14 protein-coding genes and 2 pseudogenes are annotated in these 16,732 nt (G+C 63.3%); 12 read left to right on the forward strand and 4 right to left on the reverse strand.

Annotation, left to right across the window (positions count from 1 at the left end; all coding sequences use genetic code 11):
• Window positions 1–4 precede the first annotated feature (4 nt).
• Complete coding sequence (locus tag BEK68_RS04720) at window positions 5–1,345, reverse strand: carbohydrate porin (RefSeq protein ID WP_024542252.1); 1,341 nt, start codon at window positions 1,343–1,345, stop codon at window positions 5–7.
• A gap of 211 nt (window positions 1,346–1,556) precedes the next feature.
• Between BEK68_RS04720 and BEK68_RS04725 the strand changes: the two genes are divergently transcribed.
• The 7 genes and pseudogenes from BEK68_RS04725 to BEK68_RS04755 all read left to right on the forward strand — a co-directional run bounded on the left by BEK68_RS04725 (window position 1,557) and on the right by BEK68_RS04755 (window position 8,455).
• On the forward strand, window positions 1,557–2,471 hold the full coding sequence (locus tag BEK68_RS04725; RefSeq protein ID WP_004626267.1) for a LysR substrate-binding domain-containing protein: 915 nt from the start codon (window positions 1,557–1,559) through the stop codon (window positions 2,469–2,471).
• Between the two features lie 22 nt (window positions 2,472–2,493).
• On the forward strand, window positions 2,494–3,702 hold the full coding sequence (locus tag BEK68_RS04730; protein WP_004626269.1) for a CaiB/BaiF CoA transferase family protein: 1,209 nt from the start codon (window positions 2,494–2,496) through the stop codon (window positions 3,700–3,702).
• 88 nt (window positions 3,703–3,790) lie between these two features.
• Window positions 3,791–4,840: an ABC transporter substrate-binding protein gene (locus tag BEK68_RS04735; protein ID WP_012435309.1), complete on the forward strand. Its 1,050-nt coding sequence runs from the start codon at window positions 3,791–3,793 to the stop codon at window positions 4,838–4,840.
• 64 nt (window positions 4,841–4,904) lie between these two features.
• Window positions 4,905–5,717, forward strand: coding sequence for an ABC transporter ATP-binding protein (locus BEK68_RS04740; protein ID WP_012435310.1), 813 nt, complete (start codon window positions 4,905–4,907; stop codon window positions 5,715–5,717).
• Window positions 5,718–5,740: 23 nt separating this feature from the next.
• Window positions 5,741–6,531, forward strand: a pseudogene (locus tag BEK68_RS04745) (ABC transporter permease).
• A gap of 87 nt (window positions 6,532–6,618) precedes the next feature.
• Window positions 6,619–7,248, forward strand: coding sequence for a TetR/AcrR family transcriptional regulator (locus BEK68_RS04750; protein ID WP_024542253.1), 630 nt, complete (start codon window positions 6,619–6,621; stop codon window positions 7,246–7,248).
• Between the two features lie 100 nt (window positions 7,249–7,348).
• The gene (locus BEK68_RS04755) at window positions 7,349–8,455 is read left to right on the forward strand and encodes an alkene reductase (protein WP_004626279.1); all 1,107 of its coding nucleotides are present in this window, start codon (window positions 7,349–7,351) and stop codon (window positions 8,453–8,455) included.
• A gap of 74 nt (window positions 8,456–8,529) precedes the next feature.
• Here the strand turns inward: BEK68_RS04755 and BEK68_RS04760 are convergent, their stop codons facing one another.
• On the reverse strand, window positions 8,530–9,504 hold the full coding sequence (locus BEK68_RS04760; protein ID WP_004626281.1) for an NADPH:quinone oxidoreductase family protein: 975 nt from the start codon (window positions 9,502–9,504) through the stop codon (window positions 8,530–8,532).
• A gap of 211 nt (window positions 9,505–9,715) precedes the next feature.
• Between BEK68_RS04760 and surE the strand changes: the two genes are divergently transcribed.
• The 4 genes and pseudogenes from surE to rpoS all read left to right on the forward strand — a co-directional run bounded on the left by surE (window position 9,716) and on the right by rpoS (window position 13,404).
• Window positions 9,716–10,471 carry a 5'/3'-nucleotidase SurE gene (gene surE, locus BEK68_RS04765; RefSeq protein ID WP_004626282.1) on the forward strand — a complete coding sequence of 252 codons (756 nt, stop codon included), beginning with the start codon at window positions 9,716–9,718 and terminating at the stop codon, window positions 10,469–10,471.
• Window positions 10,472–10,486: 15 nt separating this feature from the next.
• Window positions 10,487–11,430 (forward strand): annotated as a pseudogene (locus tag BEK68_RS04770) (protein-L-isoaspartate(D-aspartate) O-methyltransferase).
• Window position 11,431: 1 nt separating this feature from the next.
• Window positions 11,432–12,259 carry a peptidoglycan DD-metalloendopeptidase family protein gene (locus tag BEK68_RS04775; RefSeq protein WP_012435314.1) on the forward strand — a complete coding sequence of 276 codons (828 nt, stop codon included), beginning with the start codon at window positions 11,432–11,434 and terminating at the stop codon, window positions 12,257–12,259.
• A gap of 8 nt (window positions 12,260–12,267) precedes the next feature.
• Window positions 12,268–13,404: an RNA polymerase sigma factor RpoS gene (gene rpoS / locus BEK68_RS04780; protein WP_012435315.1), complete on the forward strand. Its 1,137-nt coding sequence runs from the start codon at window positions 12,268–12,270 to the stop codon at window positions 13,402–13,404.
• Between the two features lie 31 nt (window positions 13,405–13,435).
• Here the strand turns inward: rpoS and BEK68_RS04785 are convergent, their stop codons facing one another.
• The gene (locus BEK68_RS04785; RefSeq protein WP_004626291.1) at window positions 13,436–14,299 is read right to left on the reverse strand and encodes an endonuclease/exonuclease/phosphatase family protein; all 864 of its coding nucleotides are present in this window, start codon (window positions 14,297–14,299) and stop codon (window positions 13,436–13,438) included.
• 160 nt (window positions 14,300–14,459) lie between these two features.
• Here BEK68_RS04785 and rlmD point away from each other — a divergent pair, with 160 nt between their 5' ends.
• The gene (gene rlmD, locus BEK68_RS04790; protein ID WP_012435316.1) at window positions 14,460–15,812 is read left to right on the forward strand and encodes a 23S rRNA (uracil(1939)-C(5))-methyltransferase RlmD; all 1,353 of its coding nucleotides are present in this window, start codon (window positions 14,460–14,462) and stop codon (window positions 15,810–15,812) included.
• Window positions 15,813–15,904: 92 nt separating this feature from the next.
• Here the strand turns inward: rlmD and BEK68_RS04795 are convergent, their stop codons facing one another.
• Entirely contained in the window at window positions 15,905–16,606 is a 702-nt protein-coding gene (locus BEK68_RS04795; RefSeq protein ID WP_004626295.1) for a Bax inhibitor-1/YccA family protein, read from the reverse strand.
• Window positions 16,607–16,732: the final 126 nt, after the last annotated feature.

Consider the following 16,732-nt stretch of genomic DNA (forward strand, 5'->3'; position numbering starts at 1 on the left):
TTGCTTAAAATTCAGCGTGGACGCGTGCCCCGACGATTGATACCGGGCCGCGATCCCGGTTGTACGCCGGATGGACCACATACTGGTAGTTCAGGCCCAGCGTGAGGTGTTTGATGGCCGCCCAGTTGTAGTACAGCTCGGCGATGCGTTCGGTGCCGTAGTTGAGGGCGCCATCACCAATCAGTACGCCCATGCCGCCGGCCGCGAAATATTGGCGTGCCGCGCGCGACAAGCCGTTCACCACCACGGCGGCACCGAACGTGTCGTTCGGGCGTCCCCAACGATTGCCTTTCAGGGAGAACCCGGCCGACACCGACTGGTTGATGTCGGTGAACTCGAATGTTTCCTTGCTGCCGTCGTTCATGCTGGCCCGTGCGAAGACGCCCAGGTCGGAGGTGATTTCCTGCTCCAGGTTCAAGGCAACACCGGGGCGCCAGGCGAGGCGCCGCACGAGGCCCGTGTCCGGCGTGTTGCCCGTCTGTTGGGCGAGGTTGACCGCATCGCCATAACCACCCATCCGGCCTCGCGTTGCAAAGGCGAGCAGCTTGACCTTGCCCGGGCGGCCGAACCAATCATGGCGCGCTTCAAATTCGCCCACCCACTGGTACTGCTTCCACGTGGTGTCGATCGTGACACTGTTGGGTACCATCGAAAGCGCGAAGAGTCCGCCGCGCAGCGACCACCACGATTGCGTCCATTCCACCGCCAGACCATGCGTGTAGCCCCAGGCGTCCGCTGCATAGTCGAATGCGCCGGCATCGATCACCGCCCAGTTCAGGAAATCGCCCCGCGGGTCGTGCGCGTACGTGTTCGTGTCGAATATGTCTGCCACCGAGAACTTGCCGACGGTGATGGTGACGTTGTCTGCCGAGCGGCTGCCGGCAAGCTGGTTGGGGGCTGACTCTACTGCCTGCTGCTCGCCGCCGAGATTGATGACCTGCCGCAGGAACAAGCGCGGCAGCTTGCGGTAGGGAGCATTGTTGCCGATCTTGTAGGCCTCCCCGCTTGAGAAGCCGGCCAGGCCGACCGTATTGCTTAGTCCGAAACCTTGGTCGATTTCCGGGTTCGCGTACAGCTCGGCACCCTTCCACAGGCGCAGCCCGAGGTAGAGCGTGACGTCGACCGTCTCCTTGGTGTTGTTGTCAGGCGTGAGGCTATTGGTGCCGCTGTACGGCGAGCGGAACGACGGATGCCATTGCGTCACATTGGTGAACTGTCCATGCACGTTCCATCGCTCCGGCTCTGGGATGTCCGTGGCAGGCGTATCGGCGCCAGCCGCCAGCGCAGCGCTTTGCAGACTCAATACGAGCATGAAGGCCGCCGTGGCTTGTTGCACGGCTCCCATCAGAGTGAATGGACGGCGAGGGATGACGTGAAGAGGCAGCGAGGGCATGAGGCACGACAAATGGGGCAACCGCTAGAATTCCGGGCTGGCGCAGCCGGAATGAGGCAAAAACCCGGCCATGCTAAGCGCTATGTCATGACTTGCCGATGAAAACTGTAACGATTCGCATTGACCTGTCGCGTTTCTCCAACTCCGCCGGATTATCCGCATCATGAATCTCGCCCGCTTCGATCTCGTCACCCTCGGCCTGTTTGTGGCGGTGGCCCGGCTGGGCAGCATCTCGGCCGGGGCGCGCCAATCGCACCTGGCTGTGGCGGCGGCCAGCAAGCGGATTTCCGATCTGGAAGCGGCCGTGGGCGCGCCGTTGCTGTATCGCCATGCCGCGGGTGTAGAACTGACCGAAGCGGGGCAGGCGTGCTTCCGCCACGCTGTCGGCATCCTGCAGGACGTCGAGCGTATGGCCGGCGCGCTGTCGGACTTTGCCGCCGGCACGCGCGGGCTGGTACGCGTGTGGGCCAATACCTCGTCGATTACGCAATTCCTGGCTGACGACCTGGCCGCCTTCATGCTGGCCAATCCGGCCATCCGCATCGCGCTGGAAGAGCAGGACAGCGGCGATATCGTTGCCGCGCTGCGCGAGAACCGCGCGGACCTCGGCATCTTTGCGGCCGGTACACCGTGCGAGGGGCTGCAATCGTTCGACTATCGCGAGGACGATCTCGCCTTGGTCACGCCGCGCGGGCATCCATTGGCCGGGCGCAAGCAGGTTCACTTCGCCGACGCCGTGGATTTCGACTTCGTCAGCCTGCCGCCGGGCACGTCGCTGGCCGCGCAACTGGTCGACGAAAGCTTGCGTCTGGGCAAGCCGTTGCGCCTGCGCATCCAGGTGCGCAGCTTTGAAGCCGTTTGCCGGATGGTGGCCTCCGGCCTGGGCGTGGGCGTGTTGCCGCGCATCGCCGCACAAAGCCATGTATCGAGCCTGCCGGGCGCCGGTCTGGCGCTCGTGGCGCTCCAAGACGAATGGGCGCATCGCCGCCTGCTGGTGGGCGTGCGTGACCCCGATGCGCTGACCAGCTCAGCACGCCTGTTGATGACGCATCTGCTTGGCAACCCCGCCGCACTCTGAATTCAACGCTCTCTATACGACCATGCCGACACAGGTTTTGCAGGACATCCGCGTGCTCGAACTCGGGCAACTGATTGCCGGGCCGTTTGCCGCCAAGACGCTCGCCGACTTTGGCGCACAGGTCATCAAGATCGAGCCGCCGGGGCAGGGCGATCCGCTGCGCAAATGGCGGATGCTGCATGAGGGCACGTCAGTCTGGTGGGAAGCGCAGTCGCGCAACAAGCAGTCGGTCTGTGTCGACCTGCGTGTCCCGGAAGGACAGGAAGTCGTTCGCAAGCTGGCTGCCGAAGCCGATGTGCTGATCGAGAATTTCCGCCCCGGCACGATGGAAAAGTGGGGGCTGTCGTACGAGGCGCTGTCGACCGACAACCCGAAGCTCATCATGCTGCGCGTGTCGGGCTATGGCCAGACGGGCCCCAAACGGGATGAACCGGGCTTTGCGGCCATTGCCGAAGCCATGGCCGGCCTGCGCTATTTGACCGGTGAGCCGGGGCGCCCACCTGCCCGTGCAGGGCTGTCGCTTGGCGACACGATCGCCGGCCTGCATGGCGCGCTGGGCGTGTTGCTGGCCTTGTACGAACGCGATGCGCGCGGCGGCAAGGGGCAGGTGATCGACGTGGCGCTCTATGAATCCGTGTTCAACCTGACGGAGAGCCTGTTGCCCGAGTATTCGGTGTTCGGTGCGATCCGCCAGCCGGCGGGTGGGGCGCTGCCGGGCATCGCGCCGTCGAACGCCTACCGCTGCGCCGGCGGTGAATACGTCCTGATTGCCGCCAACGGCGACAACATCTTCCGTCGCCTGATGCAACACATGGGCCGGCATGATCTGGCCGACGATCCCGGCCTGGCCCGCAACGACGGCCGCGCGGCGCGTGCCGAGGAAATCGACGCTGCCGTCAATGCTTGGACAAGCACGCTCCCCATCGCCGATGTTCTGGCTGCGCTGCATGCGGCCGAAGTGCCCTGCGGTCCGATCTACACCGTCGCAGACATTGCCGCCGACCCGCACTATCGCGCACGCGGCGTGATCGAAACGGTGCGCGCGCAGTCGGGCATCGAGGTGGAGATGCCGGGCGTGGTGCCCAAGCTTTCCGCCACGCCGGGCGCCGTGCAGGCGAGCGCGCCGCGCCTGGGCCAGCACACGCGTGACGTACTGCGCGGCCACGGCCTGACCGATGGGCAGATCGATGCGCTGGTTTCGCAAGGCATCATTGCCGAAGTCAAAAGCTAAACAGCTAGGACGATCCCGCATGTTGTGTTGCAAATCGTTGCGGTAATATCGCCGCCGAGGCAGTGAACGCACAGAACAGGAGACAGGCATGGGGACACAAGTCATCGGGCGCTGGGCAAAGTGGATGGGCGCTGCACTGTGTGCGACGAGCCTGCTGGCTGCCAGTCCAGCCGTTCTGGCGCAGGGCAAACCTGAAAAGAGCAAGGTCACCATCGCGGTGGGCGGCAAGGCGTTGTTCTACTACCTGCCGCTGACGATTGCAGAGCGTCTGGGTTACTTCAAGGACGAAGGCCTGGACGTTGAAATCGTCGACTTTGCTGGCGGCGCAAAAGCCCTGCAGGCCGTGGTGGGCGGTAGCGCCGACGTGGTGAGCGGCGCGTACGAGCACACGCTGGTGCTGCAGGCCAAGGGGCAGATGTACCAGGAGTTCGTGCTGCAAGGGCGGGCCCCGCAGATCGTGCTGGCGGTCAACAACAAGACGGTGCCCAACTACAAGTCGATTGCCGATTTGAAAGGCAAGAAGATCGGCGTGACGGCTCCCGGTTCGTCGACCAACATCATGGTCAACTATGTGCTGGCGCGCGCCGGCATCAAGCCGAACGAAGTGTCGATCATCGGCGTGGGTCCGAGCAGCGGGGCGATTGCCGCCGTGCGTGCTGGGCAGATCGATGCCCTGGCCAACCTGGACCCGGTGATGTCGATGCTCACGCAAAAGAACGAAGTGCGCGTCGTGTCCGATACCCGCACCCTGGCCGATACCAAGGCGGTGTTCGGTGGCAACATGCCGGCCGGCTGCCTGTACGCGTCTACCGCGTTCATCCAGAAGAATCCCAACACGACGCAGGCGATGACCAACGCCATGGTGCGTGCGCTCAAGTGGCTGCAAAAGGCGGGCCCGTCGGACATCGTCAAGACGGTGCCCGAAGCCTATCTTTTGGGCGACCGTGCGCTGTATCTGGCGGCGTGGGAGAAGGTGCGTGAGGCCATCTCGCCGGATGGCACGATGCCGGCCGACGGCCCGGCTACGGCGCTGCGCACGCTGTCGGAGTTCGATGCGGAAGTGAAGGGCAAGCAGATCAAGCTCGACCAGACCTTCACCAATACCTTCGTGCAGAAGGCCAACGCCAAGTACAAGTAAGTCCCACAGGCTTTCAGCAACGCGCCCGGTTCCGCCCGGGCGCATTGCTTTTGGACCGCAGACCATGTCCCATCCCGCGCTTTCGTTCGATCAGATCACCTGCACGTTCATCTCGCCCGACACGCCGGGCCAGCGTTACACCGCTGTGCAAAACACCTCGCTGGAGGTGCATGCCGGCGAGTTCGTTTCGGTGGTGGGCCCGACGGGTTGCGGCAAATCCACGTTGCTGAATCTGGCGGCCGGCCTGTTGCAGCCGTCTTCCGGGCAGGTGCGGGTGTTTGGCGAGCCGCTGGTCGGTATCAACCGTCGCGCCGGCTACATGTTCCAGGCCGAGGCGCTGATGCCATGGCGCAGCGCGCTCGACAACGTGATGGCCGGGCTGGAGTTTCGAGGCATGCCCGACAAGGAGGCGCGTGATTTGGCGATGTCCTGGCTTGCGCGCGTGGGTTTGGCCGGCTTTGAAGACCGCTACCCGCATCAACTCTCCGGCGGCATGCGCAAGCGTGTAAGCCTGGCGCAAACGCTGGTGCTCGACCCCGACATCATCCTCATGGACGAGCCGTTTTCCGCGCTCGATATTCAGACGCGCCAGTTGATGGAAAACGAGGTGCTCGATCTCTGGGCCGCCAAGCGTAAGGCGGTGCTGTTTATCACGCACGATCTGGACGAAGCGATTGCCATGAGCGACCGCGTGGTCGTTCTGGCTGCCGGCCCCGGCACGCACCCGATCGGCGAATTCACCATCGACCTTCCGCGCCCGCGCGATGTGGCAGAGATTCGCGATCAGGCCGGCTTCGTCGACCTGCACTCGCGCATCTGGGATGTCCTGCGCGAAGAAGTGCTCAAGGGCTATGCGCAGCACCGCCGCGTGGCTTGACCTGAATCTGAACGATTGCATCCATGGCTAACCGTCCGCTTTCTCCATTTGCGCTGCGCACCTGGCAGCTTGGCCTGTTGGTCGTCACGTTGGGTGTGTGGCACTTCGCCACGCGCTCGCAGGAAGTCGCGTTCTTCTTTGGGGAACCGCTGATCGTTGCCCAGCGCATCTGGGCGTGGTTCGTGACCGAAGGCGATATCTATCAGCACCTTGGCGTGACGCTGGCCGAGACGGTGCTGGCATTTGCCATCGGCACGGCCACCGGCCTGGGTGCGGGGCTGTGGCTGGCGCTGAGCCCGGCTGCCTCGGCGGTGCTTGATCCGTACATCAAGGCCGCCAACTCGATGCCGCGCGTGATCCTGGCGCCAATCTTTGGCGTGTGGTTCGGACTGGGGATCTGGTCAAAGGTCGCGCTGGCGGTGACGCTGGTGTTCTTCATCGTCTTCTTCAACGTCTATCAGGGCGTGAAGGAAGTGAGCCCGGTCGTGCTGGCCAATGCACGCATGCTGGGCGCATCGCAGCGGCAGCTGCTGCGCTTCGTCTATCTGCCGAGCGCGACGAGCTGGGTGTTCTCATCGCTGCATACGTCAGTGGGCCTGGCCTTCGTCGGGGCGGTGGTGGGCGAGTACCTGGGCTCGCGCGCGGTGTCGGTTACTTGATCCTGCAGGCCGAAGGTACGTTCGACATCAACACTGTCTTTGCGGGCATCGTCGTGCTGACGGTCTTTGCGCTGGTCCTGGACTGGCTCGTGGGCTTGATGGAAAAACGCCTGATGCGCTGGCAACCGAAGAGCGGCGAGACTGAAAAGCTCTGAGCGCGCTGACGACGCGAACGTCACATCGACCCTGCCAGGAGCAGGGTCATGCAGCTAGACGGTCGGTCTACTACAATGCGATCGGTCATGAGCAAGCACCCCGAACCCGTCACCGCTGAAGGCGCCGAAGCCCGGCACGACACCCGCGACCGCATCCTGGACGCTGGCGCCGAGCTGATCCTCGGGCGCGGTTTTTCGGCCGTCGGTTTGGCGGAAATCCTTGGCCGTGCGCAGGTACCCAAGGGCTCGTTTTATTACTACTTCGGGTCGAAGGAAGAATTTGGCGTCGCCATGCTGGAGCGCTATTTCCAGGACTACGACGCGGGCGTTGTCAGCCTGTTCAACGACACGCGCATCACCGCCCGTGAGCGGCTGCTGCGCTATTTCTTGGCCTGGATCGATCTGCATGAGCGCAGCGCGTGCGAGGTCACGTGCCTGGCGGTCAAGCTTTCAGGCGAGGTATCGGATTTGTCGGAGCCGATGCGCAAGGTGTTGTCGACAGGGATGACGCGCATGGTCGAGCGCATTGCCACCGCGATCGAGGCCGGTGTCGCCGACGGCTCGTTGGCGCCGGTGCAGGACGCGCACGAACTGGCCGAAGGCCTGTACGCCATGTGGATGGGTGGTGCACTGCTGGCCAAGGCGCACCGCACGGTCGACGCGTTCAAGAGCTGTGTCGCGCAAACGGAAGTGCTGCTGGCCAAGCCCAAACACTGATTCCATTCTGAAACCAATTGCCTGCGAGGCACGTTCCTCGCTTTTTCTTTGATTCCGGTTCTAGATGACCGGTCGAATAGTCCCTCTTCCAGGAGCTGATATGACTCAACAACTGCTGTCCCCGGTTCAGACCGGCCGTACGACCCTCGCGAATCGTGTCGTCATGGCGCCGCTTACGCGCTCGCGCGCCGGCCAGCCGGGTGATGTGCCGACCGAATTGAACGTGACCTATTACGCGCAGCGCGCAACCGCTGGTTTGATTGTCACGGAAGCCACGCAAATTTCCCGCCAGGGCCAGGGCTACGCCTGGACGCCGGGCATGTACACCGATGCACAGGAAGCCGGCTGGAAGACCGTGGTGGATGCTGTGCACGCCAAGGGTGGCCGCATCTCGCAACAGCTTTGGCACGTGGGCCGCATCTCCAACACGCTGCTGCAGGAAAACGGTCAGGCTCCCGTCGCGCCGTCAGCCATCGTCGCCAAGGGCGCGCAGAGCTTTGTCGTGCAGCCCGACGGCACGCCCGCCAATGTGCCGACCAGCGAGCCACGTGCCCTGGCCACGGAAGAAATCCCCGGTGTGATCGCGCAATACCGCCAGGCCGTGCTGCGCGCGCGCCGCGCCGGTTTCGATTTCGTTGAAATCCACGCCGCCAACGGTTATCTGCTGCACCAATTCCTGTCGACCAACAGCAACCAGCGCACCGACCAGTACGGCGGCTCTCTGGAGAACCGCGCCCGACTGATTCTCGAAGTCGTTGACACTGCCATCGACGAGATTGGTGCAGATCGCGTCGGCATTCGCCTGTCGCCGCACTTCGTCGCGCATGACATTGCCGACGCACAAGCCGAAGAAAGCGCGTTGTACCTCGCCCGCGAGCTGACCAAGCGTGGCATCGCCTACCTGCACATCGCCGAGCCGGATTGGGCCGGCGGTCCCGAGTTGACCAACGATTTCCGTCGTCAACTGCGCGACGCCTTCAAGGGCACGCTCATCGTGTGCGGCCAATACACGGCGGAAGAGGGCGAGCAAATGATTGCCTCCGGTCTGGCCGATGCCGTGGCGTTCGGACGCCCGTTCATCGCCAACCCCGACCTGGTGGCGCGCTTCCGTGCCGGCGCATCGCTCAACAAGCCGGATCGCGAAACGTTCTACGGCGGCCAGGAAAAGGGCTACACCGACTATCCGACGCTGGAGGAGGCGGCCTGATAAGTCGCTGCACCAAAGAAAAAGCCGCGCAGGTTGATCGCCTGCGCGGCTTTTTTTGTCTGGCGCCTAAGTCTTTAAGGCTGGATCACCACCTTGCCCGTCACCTTGCGTGCGGCCATGTCCAGCAGCGCTTGTGTCGTCTGCTCCAGCGGATAGCGCGCCGAGATATGCGGGCGGATCTTGCCTTCCTGCATCCAGCCGAGCATCTGCATCATGTTCGCCAGATTCGCCTTCGGCTCGCGGCGAGCGAATTCGCCCCAGAACACCCCAACCAGCGATGCGCCTTTCAGCAGTGCCAGGTTCAGCGGCATCTTGGGGATCTCGCCATTGGCAAATCCGACAACGAGGTAGCGGCCACGCCAGGCAATTGAACGGAACGCCGGTTCCGCATAGATGCCGCCGACCGGGTCATAGATCACGTCCGGGCCCTTGCCGTCGGTCAATTCCTTGATGCACTCGCGCAGGTCTTCGGTCGAATAGTTGATGAGCGCATCAGCGCCGTGGTCCTTGCAGACCGCCAGCTTCTCGTCGCTCGATGCTGCGGCGATCACGCGTGCGCCGATCGCCTTGCCGATCTCGATGGCCGCCAGCCCGACGCCGCCCGCAGCGCCCAGCACCAGCATCGTCTCACCAGCCTTCAGTTGCCCGCGATCGACCACCGCGTGGTGCGACGTACCATACGTGAGCGTGAATGCCGCAGCGGTGTCGAACGCCATGCCCGGCGGCATCGGCATCACCACCTTGGCCGATGCCTTCACCTGTGAAGCAAACGCGCCCTGGCCAAGAAAGGCGATCACGTGGTCGCCGGCCTTGAGGTGCGACACGCCTTCGCCTACTGCATTGACCACGCCCGCGACTTCCGAGCCGGGGGTAAACGGCAGCTCCGGCTTGAACTGGTACTTATTCTGGATGATCAGCACGTCAGGAAAATTCACCCCCGCAGCCTTCACGTCGATCACGACTTCGCCAGCACCCGGCGAGAGGTCCGGCAGCGTTTCGATCACCAGCGACTCGGGCGGGCCCCAGGTCTTGCAGACGACGGCTTTCATCATGTGTCTCCTCAACAGTCTTGCGTTGGATTGTTCGCCATCTCGCATGCATTGCACGCGATCTCGTCTGGCAGTGTAACCGAATAAAAGCACGATCGTTCGATTTGACCGGCTGCGATGAAGCGTCCAGCCTGTCGATGCGTATTTTGTAAGCGTGTAGAACGTGTGCCCAAGCACGATTCGCGAACGTTGCTCGGTTACAATCCGCGCCATGCATATTCTCATTGCCAACGACGACGGATACCTCGCCCCCGGGCTTGCAGCGCTGCATCGCGCGCTGAGCCCCCTCGGCCGCGTGACGGTGGTCGCACCAGAACAGAACCACAGCGGCGCGTCGAACTCGCTCACGCTGCAGCGTCCGCTTTCGGTGTTTGAAGCGACCGACGGTGCCCAGAAGGGTTTTCGCTTCGTCAACGGCACGCCGACCGATTGCGTGCACATCGCGCTCACCGGCATGATCGAAGAGAAACCCGATCTTGTCGTCTCCGGTATCAACCAGGGCCAGAACATGGGTGAAGACGTGCTGTATTCCGGCACGGTCGCCGCCGCCATCGAAGGTTACCTGTTCGGTATTCCGTCGATTGCGTTTTCGCAGGCCGACAAGGGCTGGGCGCACCTTGACGCTGCCGAGCGCGTCGCCCGCGAGGTGGTCGAGCGCTATCTGTCCGATCCGCTGGACGGGCCGGTCCTGCTGAACGTCAACATCCCGAATCTGCCGTACGCCGAGCTGGCAGGTTGGCGTGCGACGCGTCTGGGCAAGCGGCATCAGTCGCAGCCGGTGATCCGCCAGGCCAATCCACGCGGCGAGCCGATCTTCTGGGTCGGTGCCGCCGGCGATGCGAAAGACGCCAGCGAGGGCACCGATTTCCACGCCGTTGCGCACGGCTTCGTCTCGCTGACACCGCTGCAGCTCGATCTGACCGATACGGCCCAACTGCGCACCGTGCGCCGCTGGCAGACGCCATGATCGCCACGGTGGCTCATGTCTGAACGCCCGCGCGATCGGCGCTTCCCGTTGACGCTCGACGCGGTGGTCGAGCGTAAGCCCGTGGAGCGCCAGCGTGAGACGCGTATCTCGTCTGGGGTGAGCGCGGTGTCACGTCCCACGCCGGTGCGTGCGGCATCCGTCGAACGCGCGTCACCCGCATCCGCCCCCGCACCTGCGCGCAACGCGTGGCGGGGGTCGACGCTGCGGTCGGCGCCGTCGCTGCGAGCGCCGTGCAGGCACGCACGGCGGCAGCGCATGCGGCGGCGGGCGGCATGGCGTCGGACCGCGCGCGTCAGGCATTGGTTGGCCGGGTGCAAGCAGGTGGCGTGAGTGACAAGCGCGTGCTGGCAGCAATCGGCACTGTGCCACGCCATCTGTTCGTCGATGCCGGCCTGGCGTCGCAGGCGTATGAGGATTCCGCATTACCGATCGGCCATCAGCAAACGATCTCGAAGCCGTCAGTGGTCGGACGGATGATCGAGTTGTTGTTGAGTGGACGGTCGGGCCGCACCGGCATGCCGCTGGCACGTGTGCTGGAAATTGGCACCGGCTGCGGCTACCAGGCAGCCGTTCTGGCGCAACTCGCCGACGAGGTGTACTCCATCGAGCGCGTTCGCCCGCTGCACGAAAAAGCCAAAGCGAACTTGCGGCCACTCCGCGTGCCAAACATCCGTCTGCACTATGGCGACGGCATGCTGGGGCTGCCGAAGGCCGCGCCGTTCGACGCCATCATCCTGGCGGCGGCGGGGCTGGAGGTGCCGCAGGCGTTGCTCGACCAGCTGACCGTCGGCGGCCGGCTGATCGCCCCCGTTGCCACCGACCGCAACAGCGGTCCGGCGCAGCAGCTCGTTCTCATTGAGCGTCGCAGCCGCTTCGAGTTTCACAGTACCGCGCTTGAAGGCGTTTTCTTTGTCCCGTTAAAATCAGGAACTGTTTAGCATGTTCATTTCCCGGAGCTCCATGAACCGTCCAAGCCCCGCACGCGCAGGCCGGCTCGCCGTGGCGATGGTGTCGGCCGCACTACTGGCGGCTTGCGCATCCTCCGGCAACCAGGCCCCTGTTCTCGACCGCACCTCGCGTGCAGGCAACGCTGGCACCGTGTCGCAAGAGCCGCCGCCCCCCGGCTACTATCGTGTCAAGCGTGGCGATACCTTGTACAGCATCGCATTGCGTAACGGCCAGGCGCCGCGAGACCTGGTAGCCTGGAACAATATCGCCAACCCGAACCAGATCGAAGTCGATCAGTTGTTGCGCGTTGTACCGCCGAACGCGGATGTCAGCAGCACTGGGGCCGTCGTTACGCCGGTTCGCCCGACCAATACAACTACGCAGCCAGTCGATTCCATCGCGGTCACGCCGCCGCCCACTGCGTCGTCCAGCGCTCCTGCCGGGGCAAGCGACAGTGCAATCTCGCTGGGCTGGCCGGCACGCGGCTCACTCATCAACCGTTTCGATGACAAGAGCAACAAGGGCATCGACATTGGCGGCAAACGTGGCGACGCGGTGGTTGCTGCTGACGACGGAAAAGTGATCCACGTTGGACCCTTGCGTGGGTACGGGAATCTTGTCATCATCAAACACAACGACACGTTCCTGACCGCCTACGGCAACAACGACAAGGTTCTGGTCACCGAGCAATCCACGGTCAAGAAAGGGCAGAAGATCGCCGAAATGGGCAGTACCGATGCGGATCGCGTGAAGCTTCATTTTGAAGTGCGCCGCAACGGTAAGCCGGTCGATCCGATGCGCTACTTGCCGCCTCAATAGAGGAATGCATGCCGCGCCAGAAAGCCGCCACGCCCGTCACCCCAGCCGATGACAACATCGACGCTGCTGTAGAGGGCCAGCGCACCCCAAACGGGCGCGCTGGGCGGCGTGCGCGCGGTGCGGCGCAGCCTCCTGCTGAAGAGATCGAAGTCGTCGATGCGCTTGTCGACGACCTCCCTGTTGCCGATTCCGCCGATCTGAACGACACGTCCGACAGTGCTGACGAGTCGGACGAAGAAGAGGAGGAGGGCGAAGAGGCCGAGGAGGCTGCACCCGAGGAAGATTTCCGCAAGGTGCTGCAGGCCGAGCTGGCCGCCGACACTGTTCAGCACTATCTCAATCGCATCAGCATCAAGCCGCTCCTGACGCCAGCGGAAGAGCTGCATTTCTCGACGCTGGCCAAGGCGGGCGAATTTGCCGCGCGTCAGGTCATGATCGAGCGCAACCTCCGCCTGGTCGTGAGTATCGCCAAAGGTTATCTGAACCGCGGTGTGCCGCTGCTCGATCTGATCGAGGAGGGCAACCTGGGTCTGATGCACGCGATCGAAAAGTTCGATCCGGAACGCGGGTTCCGCTTCTCGACGTATGCAACGTGGTGGATCCGCCAAAGCATCGAGCGCGCGATCATGAATCAGGCGCGCACCGTCCGTTTGCCGGTGCATGTGATTCGCGAGCTCAATCAGGTGCTGCGCGCTAAGCGCCATCTGGAAAAGAGCGGCGTGGATGGCCGAGACGCGAGCCTTGAAGACATCGCCCACCTGCTTGGCAAGACCACGGAAGAAGTGCAGGACGTGCTCTCGCTCAACGAGCACACGACTTCGCTGGATACGCCGTTTGATCTTGATCCGGGCACGAGCCTGCTCGACTTCCTATCGGACGAGCATGGCGCATCGCCGGATCAGGAAGTGGCCCATCGCGAGCTGTCGCAGTTGATGAAGTCGTGGCTCGCACGCTTGTCCGACAAGCATCGCTATGTGGTCGAGCGCCGCTTTGGCCTCAACTACATCGAGCCTGCAACGCTGGAAGAACTGGCCGCCGAGATGGGTTTGACGCGCGAACGCGTGCGGCAGATCCAGCAGGAGGCGCTGGTCAAGCTAAAGCGTCATTTCGCCTCTCAGGGCGTACGCAAAGACGCGGTGCTGTAAGGCGCCGCTGTCCCTCTTTCGTTCCCCTTTTTCAGTCGTTCCGCAGCGCCAGCAGCATCGGTTGATGATCCGATGCCTGTGTAGCGCTGTTGATTTCCAGGCGCAGCACACGCGGTTTCAGTGGCTCGCTAATCAGCATGAAATCGCACGCGTAGGCTGGTTCAGTCCAGTCAGCGCGGTCGTAGACACCGAAGGTCGGCGGCTGCGGCGTTGCGCCGTGCGCAATCTCCCACGCATCATGCAAAGCGGGTTCGCGAGCGAATGGCGCGGTGGCCAAGCGCTTGGGCATGGAATCCGCTTTGCAGTTGAAATCACCGCAGATGATGGTTGCCTTGGTCTGCGCGAGCGGCCGGAAAGGGCCCGCTTCGGGTTCTGCGCCAAGCGTGGCTGGTTGATTCGCACGCGCGCAACCTTCCGTGTGGATGGCTCGCAGCGCATCGATTTGCGCCACACGTTGCAGCTCCGAGTAGTACTCCAGATGGGTGGTGACGATGCGCAAGACACCAAACGGCGCCTGCACCACCGCCTCAATGGCCATTCGCGGCATGCACGGTGTGGCATCCGGCGGACAGGGCAATGCATGGCGCTGGATGTAATGCACGGGCAGGCGGGTGGCAATGGCGTTGCCGAAGCGCTGCACATGCGCGCCGTTGTGGCGCTCCAGCGCGAAGCCGCCGATGACGGTGTACTCGCTGCCAAGCGCCTCGGCGAGCTCGCTCCATTGGTCCGCGCCTGGTTGCCCCGGCAGATCACTGAAGCCGGAGGTGACTTCCTGCAGGCACAACACGTCGAATTCGGCCATCTCCCGCCCTTGCTTGAGTTGGCGCGCGAGGCTGACGTGCCCGTCGGCGCCACGGCCCCACTGGATATTCCACGTCAGGATGACGGTGCCCATGCTGGTCCTCCGGTATCTTACAATGCCGCCCTTGTCCTCATTTTGCCCAGGCTCGCTCGTGTCTCAAGCTGCACCCAACGTCACGCCTTCCTCTTCTGCTCCAGTAACGGTCGCGCCGGACACGCCGCCGGCCAAGCCTCGTGGTCGCCGCAAGCCCGAAATGCCCGTGGCGGGCCCGCTCGACATCGTCTCGCTGGATGGCGAAGCGCGCGGCATCGGCCGTTTGACCAACGAGGACGGCACGCCGGGGAAGGTTGTGTTCGTGGAAGGCGCGTTGCCGGGGGAGCGGGTCATGTACCGCAGTCACCGCGTAAAGCCGTCGTACGAGCAGGCGGGTGTCGTCAACATTCTGCGCCAGTCTGCTTCACGCGTGACGCCGCAGTGCAAGTTCTTTGGAGTGTGCGGTGGCTGCTCGATGCAGCATCTGGATTCGCGCGCACAGGTTGCGATCAAGCAGCGCGTGCTGGAAGACGACCTCTGGCATCTGGCCAAGCTGCGTCCCGACGTAGTATTCCGCCCCATTGCTGGCCCGGATTGGGGCTATCGCTATCGCGCCCGTCTGACCGTGCGCCATGTTGCGGCCAAAGGCGGCGTACTGGTGGGTTTTCACGAGCGAAAGAGCAGCTATGTGGCGGACATGACGTCGTGCGAGGTGTTGCCGCCGCACGTGTCCGCGCTGCTGGTTCCGTTGCGCGAATTGGTGGGCCGCCTGTCGATCGTACAACGTATGCCGCAGATCGAACTGGCGGTCGGCCAGGATGTAACCGCGCTGGTGTTGCGCAACCTAGAGCCGATTACCGCTGAGGATGAGGCGGAGCTGCGTGCTTTCGCCGATCATCACAACATCCAGTTCTGGCTGCAGCCGAAGGGCCCGGATACGGTCTATCCGTTCTATCCGCTCGATCGCACGCTGACGTACACGTTGCCCGAGTTCGGCATCACCATGCCGTTCAAGCCGACGGATTTCACGCAGGTCAATCACCAGATCAACCGGGTGCTGATGTCGCGCGCGCTGAAACTGCTCGACGCGCAGCCGGGCGATCGGCTGCTCGACCTGTTCTGCGGTATCGGCAATTTCACGCTGCCGATGGCCACACGTGCCCGCGAGGTTATGGGCATCGAAGGCAGTGAGGCGCTGACGACACGTGCGCTTGCCAACGCCCAGCACAATGGCCTGCACACGAAGACCTCATTCGCTTGCCGCAATCTGTTTGAGGTGTCGGCTGATGACGTTGCCGCGCTGGGCAAGTTTGATCGTTGGCTGATCGATCCGCCCCGCGAAGGGGCGCTGGCCGTGTCCAAGGCGCTGGCCGAGCTGTCGCAGAGCGGCGGTGATGCGGCCGATTTGCTGCCGAAGCGCATCATCTATGTGTCGTGCAATCCGGCGACGCTGGCGCGCGACGCAGGCTTGCTGGTGCACGAGGCAGGCTACCGACTGGCGGGTGCGGGCGTGGTGAACATGTTCCCGCACACGTCGCATGTTGAGTCGATGGCGGTGTTCGAGCGCGACTGATCTGAGCGATTCCGCGTCTCACGGACAAAGAAAAACCGGCGCACCAGGCGCCGGTTTTTTTCGCTGCGCTGTTGCCAGCGTGCTGTGCGTGCTTAGTTACGATTGCCGCCGAAGATCCCCAGGATCGCCAGCAGGTTCGTGAAGATATTGTAGACGTCCAGGTAGATCGCCAGGGTGGCGGTTACGTAGTTGGTCTCGCCGCCGTTCACGATGCGCTGCACGTCGAACAGGATGTAGGCGGAGAAGATCGCGATGGCCAGCACCGAAATCGTCAGCATCATCGCCGGCAATTGCAGCCAGATATTGGCCACCGAGCCAACGATCAGCACCAGCACGCCCATGAACAGCCATTTACCCAGGCCCGAGAAATCGCGCTTGCTGACCGTGGCTACCGTCGCCATCACACCAAAGATGATCGCCGTGCCGCCGAACGCCGTCATGATGAGCGACGCACCGTTCGAGAAGCCCAGAATCATGCCGATCAGCCGCGACAGCATCAACCCCATGAAGAACGTGAAGCCGAGCAGCAGTGCCACGCCCAGGCTGCTGTTCTTGAAGCGCTCAATGGCGTAGAAGAAGCCAAAGGCCACTGCCATGAAGATGACGAAACCCATCAGCGGGTTACGCCCCATCAGGTTGAATCCGGTGGCGACACCAATCCACGCACCGAGGATGGTGGGGATCATGGAAAGCGCGAGCAGCCAATAGGTATTGCGCAGCACGCGGTTGCGGACGGCCAACGCGCCGGCGGTGCCGGAAGCGCCAAAACCGTACGTGTTGAGTTGGTTGTCCATGCGAACTCCTTGGGTGAATGACATTGCAGACAATACGACGATACAGCGAATGTGGCATCCGAACCGGGCTTTTGCAAGCCACACCGTCCCTACTTGGAGAGTCAGCATGCCACGCGGTTCCGACTA

The organism is Ralstonia pickettii (genome assembly GCF_001699815.1).
In the GTDB taxonomy this organism is placed as follows: domain Bacteria; phylum Pseudomonadota; class Gammaproteobacteria; order Burkholderiales; family Burkholderiaceae; genus Ralstonia; species Ralstonia thomasii.

Excerpts from the sequence above, each read along its gene's own strand:
- BEK68_RS04720 (WP_024542252.1), bottom strand. The coding sequence starts at position 1,345 with ATGGGAGCCGTGCAACAAGCCACGGCGGCCTTCATGCTCGTATTGAGT.
- BEK68_RS04725 (WP_004626267.1), top strand. The coding sequence starts at position 1,557 with ATGAATCTCGCCCGCTTCGATCTCGTCACCCTCGGCCTGTTTGTGGCG.
- BEK68_RS04730 (WP_004626269.1), top strand. The coding sequence starts at position 2,494 with ATGCCGACACAGGTTTTGCAGGACATCCGCGTGCTCGAACTCGGGCAA.
- BEK68_RS04735 (WP_012435309.1), top strand. The coding sequence starts at position 3,791 with ATGGGGACACAAGTCATCGGGCGCTGGGCAAAGTGGATGGGCGCTGCA.
- BEK68_RS04740 (WP_012435310.1), top strand. The coding sequence starts at position 4,905 with ATGTCCCATCCCGCGCTTTCGTTCGATCAGATCACCTGCACGTTCATC.
- BEK68_RS04750 (WP_024542253.1), top strand. The coding sequence starts at position 6,619 with ATGAGCAAGCACCCCGAACCCGTCACCGCTGAAGGCGCCGAAGCCCGG.
- BEK68_RS04755 (WP_004626279.1), top strand. The coding sequence starts at position 7,349 with ATGACTCAACAACTGCTGTCCCCGGTTCAGACCGGCCGTACGACCCTC.
- BEK68_RS04760 (WP_004626281.1), bottom strand. The coding sequence starts at position 9,504 with ATGAAAGCCGTCGTCTGCAAGACCTGGGGCCCGCCCGAGTCGCTGGTG.
- surE (WP_004626282.1), top strand. The coding sequence starts at position 9,716 with ATGCATATTCTCATTGCCAACGACGACGGATACCTCGCCCCCGGGCTT.
- BEK68_RS04775 (WP_012435314.1), top strand. The coding sequence starts at position 11,432 with ATGTTCATTTCCCGGAGCTCCATGAACCGTCCAAGCCCCGCACGCGCA.
- rpoS (WP_012435315.1), top strand. The coding sequence starts at position 12,268 with ATGCCGCGCCAGAAAGCCGCCACGCCCGTCACCCCAGCCGATGACAAC.
- BEK68_RS04785 (WP_004626291.1), bottom strand. The coding sequence starts at position 14,299 with ATGGGCACCGTCATCCTGACGTGGAATATCCAGTGGGGCCGTGGCGCC.
- rlmD (WP_012435316.1), top strand. The coding sequence starts at position 14,460 with ATGCCCGTGGCGGGCCCGCTCGACATCGTCTCGCTGGATGGCGAAGCG.
- BEK68_RS04795 (WP_004626295.1), bottom strand. The coding sequence starts at position 16,606 with ATGGACAACCAACTCAACACGTACGGTTTTGGCGCTTCCGGCACCGCC.